Source organism: Ruegeria sp. YS9 (assembly GCF_024628725.1).
Classification (GTDB): domain Bacteria; phylum Pseudomonadota; class Alphaproteobacteria; order Rhodobacterales; family Rhodobacteraceae; genus Ruegeria; species Ruegeria atlantica_C.
Map to the genome: position 1 here is coordinate 1,685,679 of NZ_CP102409.1, position 15,023 is coordinate 1,700,701.

General features: G+C 59.2%; 16 protein-coding genes and 1 pseudogene. 15 read left to right on the forward strand and 2 right to left on the reverse strand.

What is annotated here, in order from left to right; genetic code table 11:
• Window positions 1–163 precede the first annotated feature (163 nt).
• From NOR97_RS08530 to NOR97_RS08560, 7 genes are all read left to right on the forward strand, one after another.
• A complete protein-coding gene (locus NOR97_RS08530; protein WP_257598830.1) occupies window positions 164–1,294 on the forward strand; it encodes a bifunctional 2-C-methyl-D-erythritol 4-phosphate cytidylyltransferase/2-C-methyl-D-erythritol 2,4-cyclodiphosphate synthase in 1,131 nt (376 codons plus the stop codon).
• Window positions 1,291–1,788, forward strand: coding sequence for a phosphatidylglycerophosphatase A (locus NOR97_RS08535; protein ID WP_257598831.1), 498 nt, complete (start codon window positions 1,291–1,293; stop codon window positions 1,786–1,788). The genes NOR97_RS08530 and NOR97_RS08535 overlap by 4 nt, the downstream gene beginning before the upstream one ends.
• The gene (locus tag NOR97_RS08540) at window positions 1,785–2,261 is read left to right on the forward strand and encodes a CinA family protein (protein ID WP_257598832.1); all 477 of its coding nucleotides are present in this window, start codon (window positions 1,785–1,787) and stop codon (window positions 2,259–2,261) included. The genes NOR97_RS08535 and NOR97_RS08540 overlap by 4 nt, the downstream gene beginning before the upstream one ends.
• Window positions 2,262–2,458: 197 nt before the next feature.
• Entirely contained in the window at window positions 2,459–3,640 is a 1,182-nt protein-coding gene (locus NOR97_RS08545; RefSeq protein WP_257598833.1) for an ammonium transporter, read from the forward strand.
• 142 nt (window positions 3,641–3,782) lie between these two features.
• Complete coding sequence (locus NOR97_RS08550) at window positions 3,783–4,463, forward strand: orotate phosphoribosyltransferase (RefSeq protein WP_170344088.1); 681 nt, start codon at window positions 3,783–3,785, stop codon at window positions 4,461–4,463.
• 225 nt (window positions 4,464–4,688) lie between these two features.
• A complete protein-coding gene (locus tag NOR97_RS08555; protein WP_170344087.1) occupies window positions 4,689–6,179 on the forward strand; it encodes a replicative DNA helicase in 1,491 nt (496 codons plus the stop codon).
• Window positions 6,180–6,302: 123 nt separating this feature from the next.
• Window positions 6,303–7,349 (forward strand): Hint domain-containing protein, encoded by a 1,047-nt coding sequence (locus tag NOR97_RS08560; RefSeq protein WP_257598834.1) that lies wholly within the window; start codon window positions 6,303–6,305, stop codon window positions 7,347–7,349.
• 45 nt (window positions 7,350–7,394) lie between these two features.
• On the opposite strand, the gene NOR97_RS08565 is transcribed toward NOR97_RS08560, so the two are convergent.
• Window positions 7,395–7,934: a GNAT family N-acetyltransferase gene (locus tag NOR97_RS08565; RefSeq protein WP_257598835.1), complete on the reverse strand. Its 540-nt coding sequence runs from the start codon at window positions 7,932–7,934 to the stop codon at window positions 7,395–7,397.
• A gap of 241 nt (window positions 7,935–8,175) precedes the next feature.
• On the opposite strand from NOR97_RS08565, the gene alr reads away from it, so the two are divergent.
• The 3 genes from alr to NOR97_RS08580 are packed head-to-tail and all read left to right on the forward strand — an operon-like array spanning window position 8,176 to window position 10,732.
• Complete coding sequence (gene alr, locus NOR97_RS08570; protein WP_170344084.1) at window positions 8,176–9,210, forward strand: alanine racemase; 1,035 nt, start codon at window positions 8,176–8,178, stop codon at window positions 9,208–9,210.
• Complete coding sequence (locus tag NOR97_RS08575) at window positions 9,207–9,989, forward strand: ABC transporter permease (RefSeq protein ID WP_170344083.1); 783 nt, start codon at window positions 9,207–9,209, stop codon at window positions 9,987–9,989. Before alr ends, NOR97_RS08575 begins: the two co-directional genes overlap by 4 nt.
• A complete protein-coding gene (locus NOR97_RS08580) occupies window positions 9,986–10,732 on the forward strand; it encodes an ABC transporter ATP-binding protein (RefSeq protein ID WP_152458164.1) in 747 nt (248 codons plus the stop codon). The genes NOR97_RS08575 and NOR97_RS08580 overlap by 4 nt, the downstream gene beginning before the upstream one ends.
• On the opposite strand, the gene NOR97_RS08585 is transcribed toward NOR97_RS08580, so the two are convergent.
• Entirely contained in the window at window positions 10,729–11,139 is a 411-nt protein-coding gene (locus tag NOR97_RS08585; protein WP_257598836.1) for a hypothetical protein, read from the reverse strand. The genes NOR97_RS08580 and NOR97_RS08585 overlap by 4 nt on opposite strands.
• 124 nt (window positions 11,140–11,263) lie before the next feature.
• Between NOR97_RS08585 and NOR97_RS08590 the strand changes: the two are divergent.
• From NOR97_RS08590 to radA, 5 genes and pseudogenes are all read left to right on the forward strand, one after another.
• A pseudogene (locus NOR97_RS08590) lies at window positions 11,264–11,473 on the forward strand (paraquat-inducible membrane protein A); the annotation flags it as partial.
• Between the two features lie 99 nt (window positions 11,474–11,572).
• Window positions 11,573–12,055: a cytochrome b gene (locus NOR97_RS08595; protein ID WP_257598837.1), complete on the forward strand. Its 483-nt coding sequence runs from the start codon at window positions 11,573–11,575 to the stop codon at window positions 12,053–12,055.
• A 77-nt stretch (window positions 12,056–12,132) separates the two neighbouring features.
• Complete coding sequence (locus NOR97_RS08600; RefSeq protein ID WP_170344080.1) at window positions 12,133–12,585, forward strand: paraquat-inducible protein A; 453 nt, start codon at window positions 12,133–12,135, stop codon at window positions 12,583–12,585.
• Between the two features lie 150 nt (window positions 12,586–12,735).
• Window positions 12,736–13,518 carry a DNA repair protein gene (locus tag NOR97_RS08605; RefSeq protein WP_257598838.1) on the forward strand — a complete coding sequence of 261 codons (783 nt, stop codon included), beginning with the start codon at window positions 12,736–12,738 and terminating at the stop codon, window positions 13,516–13,518.
• A 121-nt stretch (window positions 13,519–13,639) separates the two neighbouring features.
• Window positions 13,640–15,004 (forward strand): DNA repair protein RadA, encoded by a 1,365-nt coding sequence (gene radA / locus NOR97_RS08610; protein WP_170344078.1) that lies wholly within the window; start codon window positions 13,640–13,642, stop codon window positions 15,002–15,004.
• Window positions 15,005–15,023 lie beyond the last annotated feature (19 nt).

A 15,023-nucleotide genomic window follows, 5' to 3' on the forward strand; every position in this document is an offset into this window, starting at 1 on the left:
GTTGTGGTTTTGATATCGTTTTCTGCGCATATGAACAACAAAACGGCGCGCAACAAGCCCGCAAAACTATCATATGCCCATTTTTTGAGCACATGACCATGGGTGATTGCCTCTGCATTCACCGCCGCCTAAACAATGCCCATCACGAGGAGAGCGCACACATATGACAACAGCCGCCATCATAGTCGCCGCCGGTCGCGGGTCGCGCGCCGGGGGTGGCGTGCCAAAGCAATGGCGCAGCCTTGCGGGCCGGCGGGTGGCCGATTGGACGATCGAGCGCTTTCGAGGACAGGTGGATCACATAGTTCTGGTGCTGTCCGACGAAGATAGCGCCGCATGGGAAGACTTCCGTGAAACCGACCTGATCCTGGCTTCGGGCGGAACGGATCGCGCGGGATCGGTGCGCAACGGATTGGCTGCTCTGGCCGACCGGACCGTGCAGCGCGTTTTGATCCACGACGTTGCACGGCCTTGCGTCACGCGCCGCATCATCACCGACGTTCTGAACGCCCTGGAAACATGTCCGGCGGCGGCGCCCGGGCTGGCGGTGACAGATGCGCTGTGGATCGGGCATGAACAGGCTGTGACCGGCACGCAGGATCGCAGCAACCTGTTCGCCGCGCAAACTCCGCAAGGGTTTCACTATGGTGCCATCACCGCTGCCCACGCCGCCCATCCGGGCGGCGCGGCAGATGATGTCGAGGTTGCCCGAGCCGCCGGGCTCGATGTCTGCATCGTACCGGGCGATGCCGACAATCTGAAAATCACCCGCCCCGAGGATTTTGCCCGGGCGGAACGCATAATGGGAACGGACATGGATGTAAGGCTGGGCAACGGGTACGACGTGCACCGTTTTGGCGATGGGGATCATGTGATCCTTTGCGGTGTGAAGGTGCCGCATGACCGCGGGCTGCAAGGCCATTCGGATGCCGATGTCGGGATGCACGCAGTCACCGATGCGATCTATGGCGCACTGGCACAGGGCGATATCGGACAGCATTTCCCACCTTCGGATCCACAATGGAAAGGCGCAGCCAGCGAGATTTTCCTGCGCCACGCGGTCGAGTTGGCGGAACGGATGGGATACCGTATCTCGAACGTCGATTGCACGTTGGTCTGCGAATATCCGAAAATTGGCCCGCATTCAGAAACCATGCGGGAAAAGATGTCTGAGATCATGGGCCTGCGCGCAGATCAGGTTTCGGTCAAGGCGACAACGTCCGAGCGTCTGGGCTTTACCGGCCGCGGCGAGGGCATCGCCTCGCTCGCCACAGCCTGTCTGGTGAAGGCATGAACGCGGCACAGATGATCGGTACGGTTGGCGGCGTTGGCTATTTGCGCCCCGCCCCTGGCACCTGGGGATCACTGGTGGCCCTGCCGATGGCCTGGTTATTGCACACGCTGGGTGGTTTCCCGTTGCTGGCGATCGCAACGGTTGCAGTTTTTTTCGGCGGCCTTTGGGCCACGCGGGTGATGACCAGGGGTCAGGATGACCACGACCCGTCCGAAATCGTCATTGACGAAGTCGCAGGCCAGTTCATCGCGCTTTGGGCGATTTCCTATCCGTCCTGGGCGCATGGAATCGACATTACCGCGCTCTGGCCCGGCTGGGTTGCTGGGTTCATCCTGTTCCGTCTGTTCGACATCACCAAACCGGGGCCCATTGGTTGGGCTGATCGCCGCGGAGATCCGATGGGCGTGATGCTGGACGACGTGATTGCGGGTGTTTTTGCAGCCATCGGCGTGATGGTTCTGGCAGGTATAGCACACGGAGTTCTGGGGCTATGAACGTGACAGACCTGCTGGACCGCGCCAAGGCGCAAGGCGTGATGATCGCCACCGCCGAAAGCTGTACCGGCGGCATGGTCGCTGCGGCCCTGACTGACATTCCCGGCAGCTCTGCCGTCGTGGATCGGGGTTTCGTCACCTACACCAACGAAGCCAAACAGGACATGTTGGGCGTTCAGGCCGAAACGCTGAACGCGCACGGTGCGGTTTCCGAAGAAGTTGCCCGCGAAATGGCAGAAGGCGCGCTGCGCAATTCATTGGCGCAACTTGCCGTCGCGATCACCGGTATTGCCGGGCCGGGCGGGTCCGAATTCAAACCCGAAGGGCGTGTGTGTTTCGGGTTGGCCGCCGAGGGGCGGCCGACGCATGTCGAAACCGTCGAATTCGGCGCACCCGGTCGCGATGCCGTGCGGCGCGCGGCGCGTGACCACGCCTTGGCCCTGCTGTATACGGCCCTTTCCGCAGGCGCCTAAACTTTTAGCACAAGACCCCTGAAACTGCTTCTTTTGAAGTCAGTTGAAAAAAGGCCGCCAAAACAGGCGCTTTTTTTCGCCTTGCCTCTTTTTTCTCCAACCGACGGTGGCTTGAAACAGCCCACACCGCTCACACAGCGCCGATCCGTGCCGAATTTCGACGGCCCGGCGCACTCATTCGGAAGGGAGAATGGCCCATGAACGGAGCCGATACAGCCTGGATCATCGTTGCAACCGCGTTGGTCCTATTCATGACATTGCCGGGCCTCGCCCTGTTCTATGGCGGCCTCGTGCGTGCCCGAAATGTCCTCAGCGTGTTCATGCATTGCTTTTCAATTGCCTGTTTGATGAGCGTTCTATGGCTGGTCGCTGGGTATTCCATCGCGTTCGGCCCCGGTGAAAGCGGGCTTTGGGGTGGTTTGGGCAAGGTCTTCTTAAACGGCGTCGACGTGGACAGCCTTGCGGGAACCCTGCCCGAGATCCTGTTCTTTGCCTTCCAGATGACCTTCGCCATCATCACCCCGGCGTTGATCGTGGGCGCCTATGTCGAACGTGTGGGCTTTGGCTTTGTCCTGACCTTCTCGGCGCTGTGGATGCTGCTGTGCTATGCGCCCGTGGTGCACTGGATCTGGGGTGGAGGGATGCTGGCTGATGGCGGCATTCTGGGCGAGATCGGCGTGCGCGACTTTGCGGGCGGTATCGTGGTGCACGAAACCGCTGGTCTGGCAGCCTTGATCATCGCGGTCATCCTCGGGCCGCGCCGCAACCGCACGACACCGCCGCACAACCCCGGTTATGTCATGATCGGTGCCGCAATGCTGTGGGTCGGCTGGTTCGGTTTCAACGGTGGTTCGCAACTGGCCGCTGATGGCGGAGCGGCGATGGCCCTGACCGTCACGCACCTGTCCGCAGCCACCGCTTCGCTGAGCTGGGCCCTGTGGGAACGTATCCGTTTTGGCAAGGCCTCGATGGTCGGTCTTGTCACGGGCACAATCGCGGGTCTGGCCTCGATCACGCCCGCTTCGGGTTTCGTCGGACCGGTTCAGGCCCTGATCATTGGCGCCGTGGCCGGCGTTCTGTGTCAGGAAGCCGTCAGCGTGGTGCGCAACAAGCTGAATATCGACGACACGCTGGATGTATTCGCCGTGCATGGCGTCGGCGGTATCTTCGGCACGCTCATGATCGCCCTGTTTGGCCTCGGAACCTGGACCGCTCAGTTGGGCGGGCTGATTATCGTGGGTGTCTTTACGGCAGTTGTCACGTTTGTGTTGGTCAAACTGGTTGCACAGATCACGCCACTTCGCGTAGACGCCGAGACCGAGACAAATGGCCTCGACCTCTCGGTACATGGCGAGCGGGCCTATGACATGAGCAGTTAAGCCCACCTTGGCTGCCCATCGCCCGTAAGGGCAAAAGCGGACCTCTTGGGGGTCCGCTTTTCTTTTGTCCAATCCCTCTCGACTCCGGCCCAAGGGTCGGGCTATCAGCCCGCAACGTGTTTTCAGCCCCGAGGTTTGCACCATGATCCCCAGTTCCTTTCCCGACAGCACCGAAATCGCCCGCCTGACCGCACGGATGTTGCTGGAGATCAAAGCCGTGCATTTCAACTCGCGGGAACCGTTCACGCTGGCCAGCGGGCTGCCCAGCCCGACCTATATCGACTGCCGCAAGCTGATCTCGTATCCGCGCATCCGATCGACCCTGATGGATTTCCTGACCGTCACGGTGATGCGGGACGCTGGCTTCGAGGCGTTTGACAACATCGCAGGCGGGGAAACGGCGGGCATCCCCTTTGCCGCCATGGTCGCCGAGCGCATGGCCCTGCCCATGACTTACGTTCGCAAGAAACCCAAAGGTTATGGCCGCAACGCCCGAATCGAAGGTGCGATGAGCGAAGGTGAACGTGTGTTGCTGGTCGAAGACCTGACAACCGACGGCGGCTCGAAACTGTCCTTTGTCGATGCGATCCGCGAAACCGGCGCCACCTGCGGGCACACCGCCGTCATTTTCTACTACGGCATCTTCCCCGAGACCGAGAAAACGCTGGGTGATCATGGCGTCAAGCTGCACTCGCTCTGCACATGGTGGGATGTTCTGGCCGAGGCCAAGGCACAGAAAGCCTTTGACGACGAGACCCTTAGCGAAGTCGAGGCCTTTCTGAACGATCCGCGCGGCTGGCAAGAGGCCAATAAACCAGCGTAAACCTGTTGTGGACGGAATGGGGACAAACCCGGAAGAATCGGGCAGCTCGCCACGATATATGGTGACTTTCCCCACAATTCCTACATAATAAGGGATGCAGACGCCGGCATCCAAGCGGTCTGGAAAGTTATCCCAAGGCTTTACCCCAAGTTAGCCACAGGTATTTCCAGATAGCTTGCGGTGGTGTTTCATGTGTAGAACCTCGGGACGGGCAGCGGGGACAAAATGAACGAGATCAGCAGTATCGAGCAGGCAGCGGCACAGATTCAGAACGCCGAAACCATGCCGCATTCCATTGAGGCCGAACAACAGCTTCTGGGTGCGATCCTGACCAACAACGACCTGTATGACCGGGTCGCCTCGATCATCGGGGCTGAACATTTCTATGATCCGGTCCATGCTCGGATTTACGAAGTGGCCTCGGCCCGTATTGCAAAGAATGCGCTCGCCTCGCCCGTGACGCTCAAATCGTTCATGGCCGAGGATGAGGGTCTGAAGGAACTGGGCGGTCCCGCCTATCTGGTCAAACTGGCCGGCGCTTCGATCAGCGCATTCGCGGTGCACGACTATGCCCAGATGATCTATGACCTTGCCATCCGGCGCGAGCTGATCCGGCTGGGCCGCGACATCTCGGACAAGGCGGCGCGGGTCGATGTCTCGAGCGAGCCAAAAGAACAGATCGTCGAGGCCGAGCAGCAGCTTTATCAGCTGTCCGAGCAGGGCCAGACCGAACAAGGCTTTCAATCCTTCCTCAAGGCCGTCACCGAAGCCGTCAACGTCACCAACGAGGCCTACCAGCGTGGCGGCGGCATGGCCGGGATTTCCACCGGTCTGGCCGATCTGGACAAGCAATTGGGTGGGTTGCACCCGTCCGACCTGATCATTCTGGCCGGGCGTCCATCCATGGGTAAAACCTCGCTGGCCACCAACATCGCCTTCAACGTTGCCAAGGCCTACAAGCGCGGGACCAAGCCCGACGGCAGCGAAGGTGCGATCGATGGCGGCGTTGTCGGCTTCTTCTCACTCGAGATGAGTGCGGAACAGCTTGCAGGCCGGGTTCTGGCGGAAGCCTCGGAGATTTCCAGCCACAAAATCCGTCAGGGCGACATGACCGAGGCCGAATTCCGCCGTTTCGTGGATGCGGCCAAGGAACTGGAAGCCTGCCCTTTGTTTATTGACGACACCCCTGCCTTGCCGATCTCGCAACTTGCCGCCCGGGCACGACGGTTGAAACGGACCCACGGGCTGGACTTGCTGGTCATCGACTATCTACAGCTGTGCCGCGGCATGTCCGACAACCGGGTGAACGAAATCGCCGAGATCTCGATGGGCATGAAAGCCATCGCCAAGGAACTGAACATCCCGGTCGTTGCGCTTTCACAGCTGTCCCGTCAGGTCGAAAGCCGCGACGACAAGCGCCCGCAACTGTCCGACCTGCGCGAATCCGGCTCGATCGAGCAGGACGCCGACGTGGTGATGTTCGTGTTCCGCGAGGAATATTACAAGGAACGGGAAAAGCCCGGCGATCACGAACTGGAAAAGATGGAAGAGTGGAAGCAGGCGATGGAACGTCTGCACGGCAAGGCCGAAGTCATCGTCGGCAAGCAACGTCACGGGCCCATCGGTACGGTCGAATTGTCGTTCGAGGCACAATTCACCCGCTTTGGCAATCTGGTCAAGCCCTGGCAACAGGGCGGTGAAATCGAGGGTTATTGATCGCGTAAAGAACGCCCGCCCCGTGCTGGACACGCCAAGCGCTTTGGTGTTTTCCCTGCCCGGTGTTAACGTGACGGTGTCGTTCAACCAAAACGTGCCATTTCCGCCCGGAGACCCACAGATTTGCCCGCGATCATATCGGAAATAAGATATCGCAACGGCCCGAACTTTGCTCCGGACGGAGATTACATTGAAATCCGTGTCCCCGTCGGAACCGATGTCACCGGGTTGCAGGTCGATGTTTACAACGCCAACGGCTCGGTACGCAGTTCGACGGATGTCGACACCGGAACGATGACCACCGTGGGCGGGTTCGACTATTACGTGATTTCGGCGCGCATCAACCGATTAGGGGCGGTCTCTCTTTCTGACAATGGTTCGGTTCTCAGCTTTGTATCCTTTGACTCGCAGGTGACAGCGACCCAGGGGCCGGCCAGTGGCCAGACCTCGACCCAGATCGGCAGCAACGGCACGGACGATACCGCGTCGCTGTCATCGAAGGACGGGGTCAACTTTGTCGAGGATCCCAATCCCAGCCCCGGCGCCCCCTGTTTTGCTTCGGACACCCTGATCCTGACGGACCGTGGCGAAATCAGGGTTCAGGATATCTGCCCGGGTGACAGGGTGATGACGACCGGAGACAGCTCGGCAACCGTTCGGCTTGTTCTGTCCCGGCACCTGCGCCAGACCGATCTGTTGAAAACACCCGAACTGCGCCCAGTCCGCATCACGGCCGGCGCCCTGGGGCACGGCCTGCCTCGCCGGGACCTGACGGTTTCACGACAGCACAGAATGCTGGTCCGTTCGGACATCGCGCAGCGCATGTTCGACACAAGAGACGTTTTGGTCTCGGCCATCCGGCTGACAGACCTGCCGGGCGTTTACGTGGATTACGATGCGACGCAGGTGGTTTATCATCACGTTGTCTGTGACCGTCACGTGGTTCTTTTTGCCGAAGGCGCGCCAAGTGAAAGCCTGTTTACCGGCCCCGAAGCTCTCAAATCCCTTCCGCCCGAAGCGTTGCACGAGCTGTTGCAGATTTTTCCGGGTCTCAGCTGCGATAAAGATATGGACCCTGCCTTCTATATCCCCAGCGGCAGACGGCAGAAAAAGCTGGTGGCCCGACATGTCCGGAACAGCAAGGCGATCATAGATCAGGCCCTGTTCTAGGCTGTGGAGCCAAGGCCATCGACCAAAGCGAAAAACCAATCCCACTCACCACAGCGTCGGGTTGTCCAGTGCAGAAACGCATTGCGATGGGCCTTTCAAAGGCTTCAGTTCGTGACCATCCAACGCCTGACCCAACCAGCCATGCGGATGGCTGAGTTTCAGCGGTGGCTGGGCAGTATCCTCGGTGATCTGCACAAATCCCGTTTTGCAATAATAGGCCGGGTCGCCATAGGTCAGTGCCACATCCACACCTGATGCCCGCAAGCGATCCAGACCATAAGAAATCAGCGCCTGTCCAATACCTGTTTTTTGCGAGCCCGTTTGAACGGCCATCGGCGAGAGGATGAACACATTGCGCGTATCCTGCGAAAACGTCATCCGGGAAAAGATGGCACAGCCAAGCAGCTCGTGATCGTTATGCGCCGTGCACACCAGAATGTCTTCAGGCGGCGTGCTGTTGATCAATTCACGTGCGAACGTACCAATTTCTGCGCCCTCTTCCGGCCCTTCCGATGCGGAAAAAACGTCTGCAAAAAAACTTGTGATCTGTGATGGGTCTACGGCCAATCCGCTAGAAAAATCCATGACTTCCTCATTGGTTGACGGTGCGCCCTCGCCTTCGCCGGGACAGAACGATCCTGTTCACAGGATCGCTTTAACTTGGATGTGAAGACAATCCCCGAACCGGGCAATTACAGCGGCAGGTTGCCGAAGCTTCCGATTTTTTGGTGTTTTCCGCCACAACAGACGAAACACCGTCATAAACCGCCAGGTAAATGCGCCATTCCCTCTTGACCTTGGACGGCGCAATGTCATGAACAGTGCCATGAGTACTGCACGTTTGACGATCAATCTTCAGGCGCTCGCCAGCAATTGGCGGGCGCTCGACGCGAAAACCGGGGTCGAAACCGGTGCCGTGGTCAAGGCCGATGCCTACGGGCTGGGCGCCGGGCCCGTCAGCGACACGCTGGCCGAAGAGGGCGTTCGCAAGTTTTTTGTGGCTGCCGCAGAAGAAGGCGCCGCTGTCCGCCAGGCGGTCGGTCCAGGCCCGATGATCTGTGTCTTTTCAGGGCATATGGAAGGCGATACCCAGTTGCTGCTCGCCAACGATCTGACACCATTGATCAATTCGCCAGAGCAGTTCCAACTCCACCAACACGCCCTGCCCAACCATCCGTTCGGCATTCAACTGGACAGTGGCATGAACCGGCTGGGTCTTGAACCCGCCGACTGGGCCGAATTGCGCCCAAAGGCCGAGGCGATGTCACCGGTTGTCATCATGTCCCATCTGGCCTGCGCGGACGAGCCGGACCATCCGATGAACCAGCAGCAGCTTAGAACCTTCCGAGAGATGACCGAAGGTGTCGCCGCGCCGCGTTCTCTGGCCGCGACCGGCGGCATGCTTTTGGGTCCCGAGTTCCATTTCGATTTCTGCCGCCCGGGCATCGGTCTGTACGGCGGCCTGCCCTTTGCGGACGCCAAACCCGTTGTCACGGTCGATCTGCCTGTCATCCAGGTGCGCAAGGTGGCCGTGGGCGAAACTGTTGGTTACGGCAACAGCTGGGTTGCGCGCCGACCCTCTCGTATCGCCACAGTCGCGGCGGGGTATGCAGACGGCCTGCATCGCGCCATCGGCGGCGGCATAGACACCTTCGCCGGCAATCAGCCCTGCCCGGTCGTCGGCCGTATCTCGATGGATCTGATCACGGTGGACGTCACGGACCTGCCGAAAGACCCGGAACGCCTGCGTATCCTGAATGGCCATCAGACCGTCGATGATCTGGCCGAAGCTGCCGGGACAATTGGCTATGAGATCCTCACATCAATGGGCAATCGCTATTCGCGGGGCTATGTGGAATGAACCCTCTCACCGCGCTCGGAGGTCTGGGCCGCACGGTTCTGAGCCTGCTTGCGGCCTTTGGCCGGGTGGCACTGTTCGCGCTTGATGCGATCTCGCATATACTGCGCCCCCCCTTCTATCCGCGCGAATTTGGCATGGCCCTGCTGAACATCGGCTGGCTGTCTCTGCCGGTCGTCGGCCTGACCGCGATTTTCACCGGCGGTGCGCTGGCATTGCAGATCTACGCCGGCGGCGCGCGTTTCAACGCCGAAGCCGTGGTGCCGCAGATCGTGGCCATCGGCATGGTGCGCGAACTTGGCCCGGTTCTGGTCGGGTTGATGATCGCGGCGCGCGTGACATCCTCGATCGCGGCCGAGATCGCCACGATGAAAGTGACCGAACAGATCGACGCGCTGGTCACGCTGTCCACGCATCCGATGAAATACCTCACCGTCCCGCGCGTTCTGGCCGCCCTGATCACAGTGCCTGCTTTGGTGGCCGTGGGTGACATCATCGGAATTGCCGGCGGCTACACCGTGGCCACGCAGAACCTGGGCTTCAACCCGGCGGCCTATCTTAAAAACACCGTGGATTTCCTGGAAACCCGCGACATCGTCTCATCACTGGTCAAAGGCGCGGCCTTCGGCCTGATCGCAGCCACCATGGGCTGCTACTACGGCATGAATTCCGGCCGTGGCGCGCAGGGCGTGGGCCGCGCCACAAAAGGCTCGGTCGAGGCCGCCGCCGTGTTGATCCTGGCTGCAAACTTCGTTCTCACGGGGGTATTCTTCTCGCTATGATCCGGATGGAGAACGTACATAAAGCCTTTGGTGACAACCACGTGTTGCAAGGCATGAACCTTGAGATCCCCAAGGGTACCTCGATGGTCATCATCGGCGGTTCGGGCACCGGCAAATCGGTCGCCCTGAAATGCATTCTGGGCCTGATCAAGCCCGACAGCGGCATGATCTATGTCGACGGCAAAGACGCGAGCAAAGGCGACCGTGACGCGTTTCTGGCCCGGTTCGGGATGCTGTTTCAGGGCGCGGCCCTGTTTGATTCACTGACCGTCTGGCAGAACGTCGCCTTCCGCCTGCTGCGCGGCTCGCTGAAGCGCCCGACCGAAGAAGCCCGCGAGATCGCCATCGAGAAACTCCGCCGCGTGGGCTTGAAATCCGACGTGGCCGACCGCTTTCCGGCGGAACTGTCAGGCGGCATGCAAAAACGCGTGGGCCTCGCGCGCGCGATCGCTGCCGAGCCCGAGATCATCTTTTTTGATGAGCCCACAACGGGCCTCGACCCGATCATGTCCGGCGTCATCAACGACCTGATCCGCGAAATCGTGACCGAAATGGGCGCCACCGCGATGACCATCACCCACGACATGAGCTCGGTCCGCGCGATCGCCGACAACGTGGCCATGCTGCACGGAGGCGTCATCCAGTGGACCGGCCCGGTGAGCCAGATGGATGCGTCTGGTGATCCCTATGTCGAGCAGTTCATCAGCGGGAGCGCAGAGGGGCCGATTGAGGCGGTGCGCTAGGCCTCTCCTATTGCCAGTTCATGTTTTAATTTCTCATAGGCTTGGTCGACGTGATCGAAGCGTAGGAGGTACTTTCCGCGCGGAACAACAATTTCGGGCGTTTCAATTCGAACCAAATCAAGGGTCTGCCCAAGATGGGTTCCTGAAAAAAGAACATATTCAGGATCCTGCCCTGTTAGGTGATTATACAACCTCCCTCCGAACCATTTTGCCCGACCTTGGGCTCGCTTTGCTTCGTAAAGGCGCAAGTGAAGCGCTCGAAAAAGCTCTTCTCGATCAAATGGCTTGATATCTGCGGCTATACTTCCCGCCGAAAGAGCGCCCATGAGGCCTATTGTCGTTGCTTCCTTAACACCAGTTTGAGTAGCGGAAGGTCCTTTGACAACTTTCACGATTGGCTTGGTCATTTCAACTCAAAGAGGAATAGAATAAGTTTCGGTCAAGCTAAGCCGTACTCCCGAACTTGCAACAAAAAACTTGCTGCTTTTTCCGCTGCTTCATAGATATTCACTGTATTGACCGAGATTCATAATGACCCTCCGCCTCGCCACCCTCTCGCTGCTGATCCTCTACCCCATCGCGTGGTTCGCCCCGCTGATGCGCGCAGGGTTCCTGCCGATCTTCGGCCTCAGCGAAATCAGCGTCATCACCGGGCTGCAATCCTTGTGGAAATCCGATGTCTTCCTCGCGCTGATCGTCACCATCTTCGCGCCTTACATCAAAACCATCGGCACCGCGCTGAAGGTTCCCACGCGCGACGAAAAAACTCAAAACTCATCGACGGAATTCCGAACTTCACGCGTTACACCAGTGTAACTCTTGTTTTTTTGGAGCTTCCCCATGCCCACTTCTTATTCGCGCACCCAAATCGCCCTCCATTGGGCCATTTTCTTGCTGATCGCGGTTCAGTTTCTCTTTCACGAGCCGATTTCTGAGGCATGGGATCAAATCGAACGCGGATTACCCGTCTCTTTTCAAGCACCAGTTGCTCTCCATGTATTCGGAGGCCTGCTTATCCTTGCACTTGCGATTTGGCGGATCGCATTGCGCCTGACCCGCGGTGCACCATCACTTCCGAAACAGGAAACCGCCGCGATGAAACTCGCTGCTCATGCAACCCATTTCTCGCTATATGCCTTGATGTTGCTTTTACCGGTCTCTGGCGCCCTTGCATGGTTCGGAGGAATAGAAGCATCCGCCGAAGTGCATGAAGTCATGAAAACGCTGATGCTTGTTCTGGTTCTTCTGCATATTCTGGCCGCCCTGTTCCATCAGTTCGTCCTGAAAACCAATTTGATGGCCCGTATGAGGCGGGCAGAGTAACCTTCCAAACAAGCATCCTTGCACAGACGATCCAACGACGTACTGTTAGGCGGTCAAACGTAACAGAACTGGCCGCCATGACCCTCCGCCTCGCCACCCTCTCGCTGCTGATCCTCTACCCCATCGCGTGGTTCGCCCCGCTGATGCGTGCAGGGTTCCTGCCGATCTTCGGCCTCAGCGAAATCAGCGTCATCACCGGGCTGCAATCCCTGTGGAAATCCGATGTCTTCCTTGCGCTGATCGTCACCATCTTCGCCCTGTTTGCGCCTTACATCAAAACCATCGGCACCGCGCTGATCCAATGGAATCTGCTGGATGCCCGCGTCCAGCCGGCGCTCAACATCCTCGGCAAGCTGGCCATGGCCGACATCTTCCTGATCGCGCTTTACATCACTTTGGCCAAAGGCATCTCTTACGCGACCGTTGAGACCGCATGGGGTCTCTACCTGTTTACAGCCTGCATTCTGGCCTCCATCGCGCTTGGCCATATTACAGAGATGACATCCACATCACGAAAAGCTCAGACCTAATTGATTGAAAACACAAATCTAAGTATCATCTTTATATTTCTAGCAGCAGTGTTTTGTAGTTTTCGGGTCCGCAGCGGATCGCACTAAGTCGTCAGATCACCTTCCGCTTTGGCCCGGTGTGTTCCGGTTTCAAGAAGGAGTTCGACGATCATGGCCGCCCTCCACAGTATTACAATGCAATTTCAGAATGCCTTTTTAAGACTGACATTTTTCCTGATCTGCCTGGCGGCCTTGTCGGCCGTTTCAGCCACGTTGTTGTCCGCTTTTGGCGTATTGCCCTGGCTCTCGATGCAGGCCGGATTCGGCGAGGCTCCACCAGCGGATACCGGCATGTTCATCCAGATCGGCCTGACAGCGCTAATTCTCATGCTGGCGTTTTACCTGCCGGCCAATGCCCGAATGATGGCGCTGGAAAACAACCACCGCAAATTCGCGCTCAACATGCATGACATCGCGCAAGCGTATCAAATGGCCCATGCCGCCGATCGCGGCGGGCTGTTCATGATGTCGTCCGAGTTTGACGCCGTAAAGGAACGTATGGGTTTTCTGCGCCAGCACCCTGATCTGCAATCGCTTGAGCCAGAGATTCTGGAACTGGCCGCACAGATGAGCCAGATCAGTCAGGAACTGGCCCGGACCTATGGCGATGCGCAGGTCGAACGCGCGCGGATGTTCCTGCAACAGCGGCAAGAAGAGATCGAGCTGTTTCAGCAGCGTCTGGAAGAAGCGCAGGTCATCCAGAACGAATTGCGCCAGTGGACGCGGGATGTGGAAATGGAAGAGACGATCGCTAGGTCGCAACTTACCCGTCTGCGGGATGAGCTGTTCGAGCTTCTGCCCGAATTGTCCACCCAACTACAGGCTCCACGCAATGAGAGTTCTTCCAAGGCGGCCAGCGTGATAGCAATGTCGCCCCTTCGACCAGCGGAATAGGCGCGACCGCGCCCGGTGCGGGCGATGGCCCATCGGGGCCTGAGGCCGCAGCGCGCCACCGGCGGTGACGAAAGCCGACAAGGGCTTGAAGAACCGCCCAACCTCGGGCACGAAGAGCGTCATGGCAAAGACGACATCCTTCTCCTGCTCGGCCTGCGGCACGACGCATACACGATGGTCCGGGCGCTGCGATGGGTGTGGCGAATGGAACACCATAGTTCAGGACGCGCCCCTTTCGGCTGGCCCGGCCAAAAAATCCCTCGGCGGAAAACGCGGCCAGTCCATTGCACTCACGGATTTGTCGACCGAGGAAACACCGCCGCCCCGCACCCTCTGCGGGGTTGAGGAGCTCGATCGTGTTCTGGGCGGCGGGCTGGTCCCGGCCTCGGCCCTTTTGGTGGGCGGAGACCCCGGCATCGGGAAATCCACCCTGCTGCTGCAAGCCGCAGCGCGTTTTGCACGTGCGGGCGTGAAAACCATCTATGTCTCGGGCGAAGAAGCCAGCGCACAGGTTCGCATGCGGGCCCGCCGTCTGGGGCTTGAAGACGCCCCCGTTCAACTCGCCGCCGAAACCAATCTGCGCGACATCCTCACAACGCTTGAAGCGGAGAAACCCGGTCTGGCCATCATCGACTCGATTCAGACCATGTGGGCAGACAATGTCGACAGCGTACCCGGCTCTGTTTCACAAGTCCGGGCTGCGGCACATGAATTGACCACGTTTGCGAAACGGCACGGTGTTTCGATCATCATGGTTGGCCACGTCACCAAAGAGGGCCAGATCGCCGGCCCTCGCGTGGTCGAACACATGGTTGACACGGTGCTTTATTTCGAGGGCGAGCGCGGCCACCAGTTCCGCATCCTGCGCGCAGTCAAGAACCGCTTTGGCCCGGCGGACGAAATTGGTGTATTCGAAATGACCGGCAAGGGGTTGGCACAAGTCACCAACCCCTCGGCCCTGTTCCTGTCCGAACGCGGCAAACCAAGCCCCGGCTCTGCTGTTTTCGCCGGAATTGAGGGTACCCGCCCCGTGCTGGTCGAATTGCAGGCGCTCGTCGCACCCTCACCTCATTCGCAAGCGCGCCGAACCGTCGTTGGATGGGACAGCGGAAGGCTGGCAATGATCCTCGCAGTGCTCGAAGCGCGCTGCGGCATCCCCTTCGCGGGTCTTGATGTCTATCTGAACGTCGCCGGAGGATTGAAAATCAGCGAACCCGCTGCCGATCTGGCCGTTGCCGCTGCGTTACTGAGCGCACGCGAAGACACGGCCCTTCCCACGGATACGGTCGTTTTCGGAGAAATCTCGCTGTCAGGGGCACTTAGACCGGCCCCACAGACCGAAAACAGGTTGAAAGAAGCGCAAAAACTTGGTTTCACAGCGGCAATTGCTCCGGCAGGTGGCAAAACCGGCACTGTGGCAGGTCTGACACTCACCCGACCCTCTGATTTGGTGGGGTTTGTTGGCGAAACCTTCGGAGCAGGTTAAAGTCGCGCCCCGAGGGGCA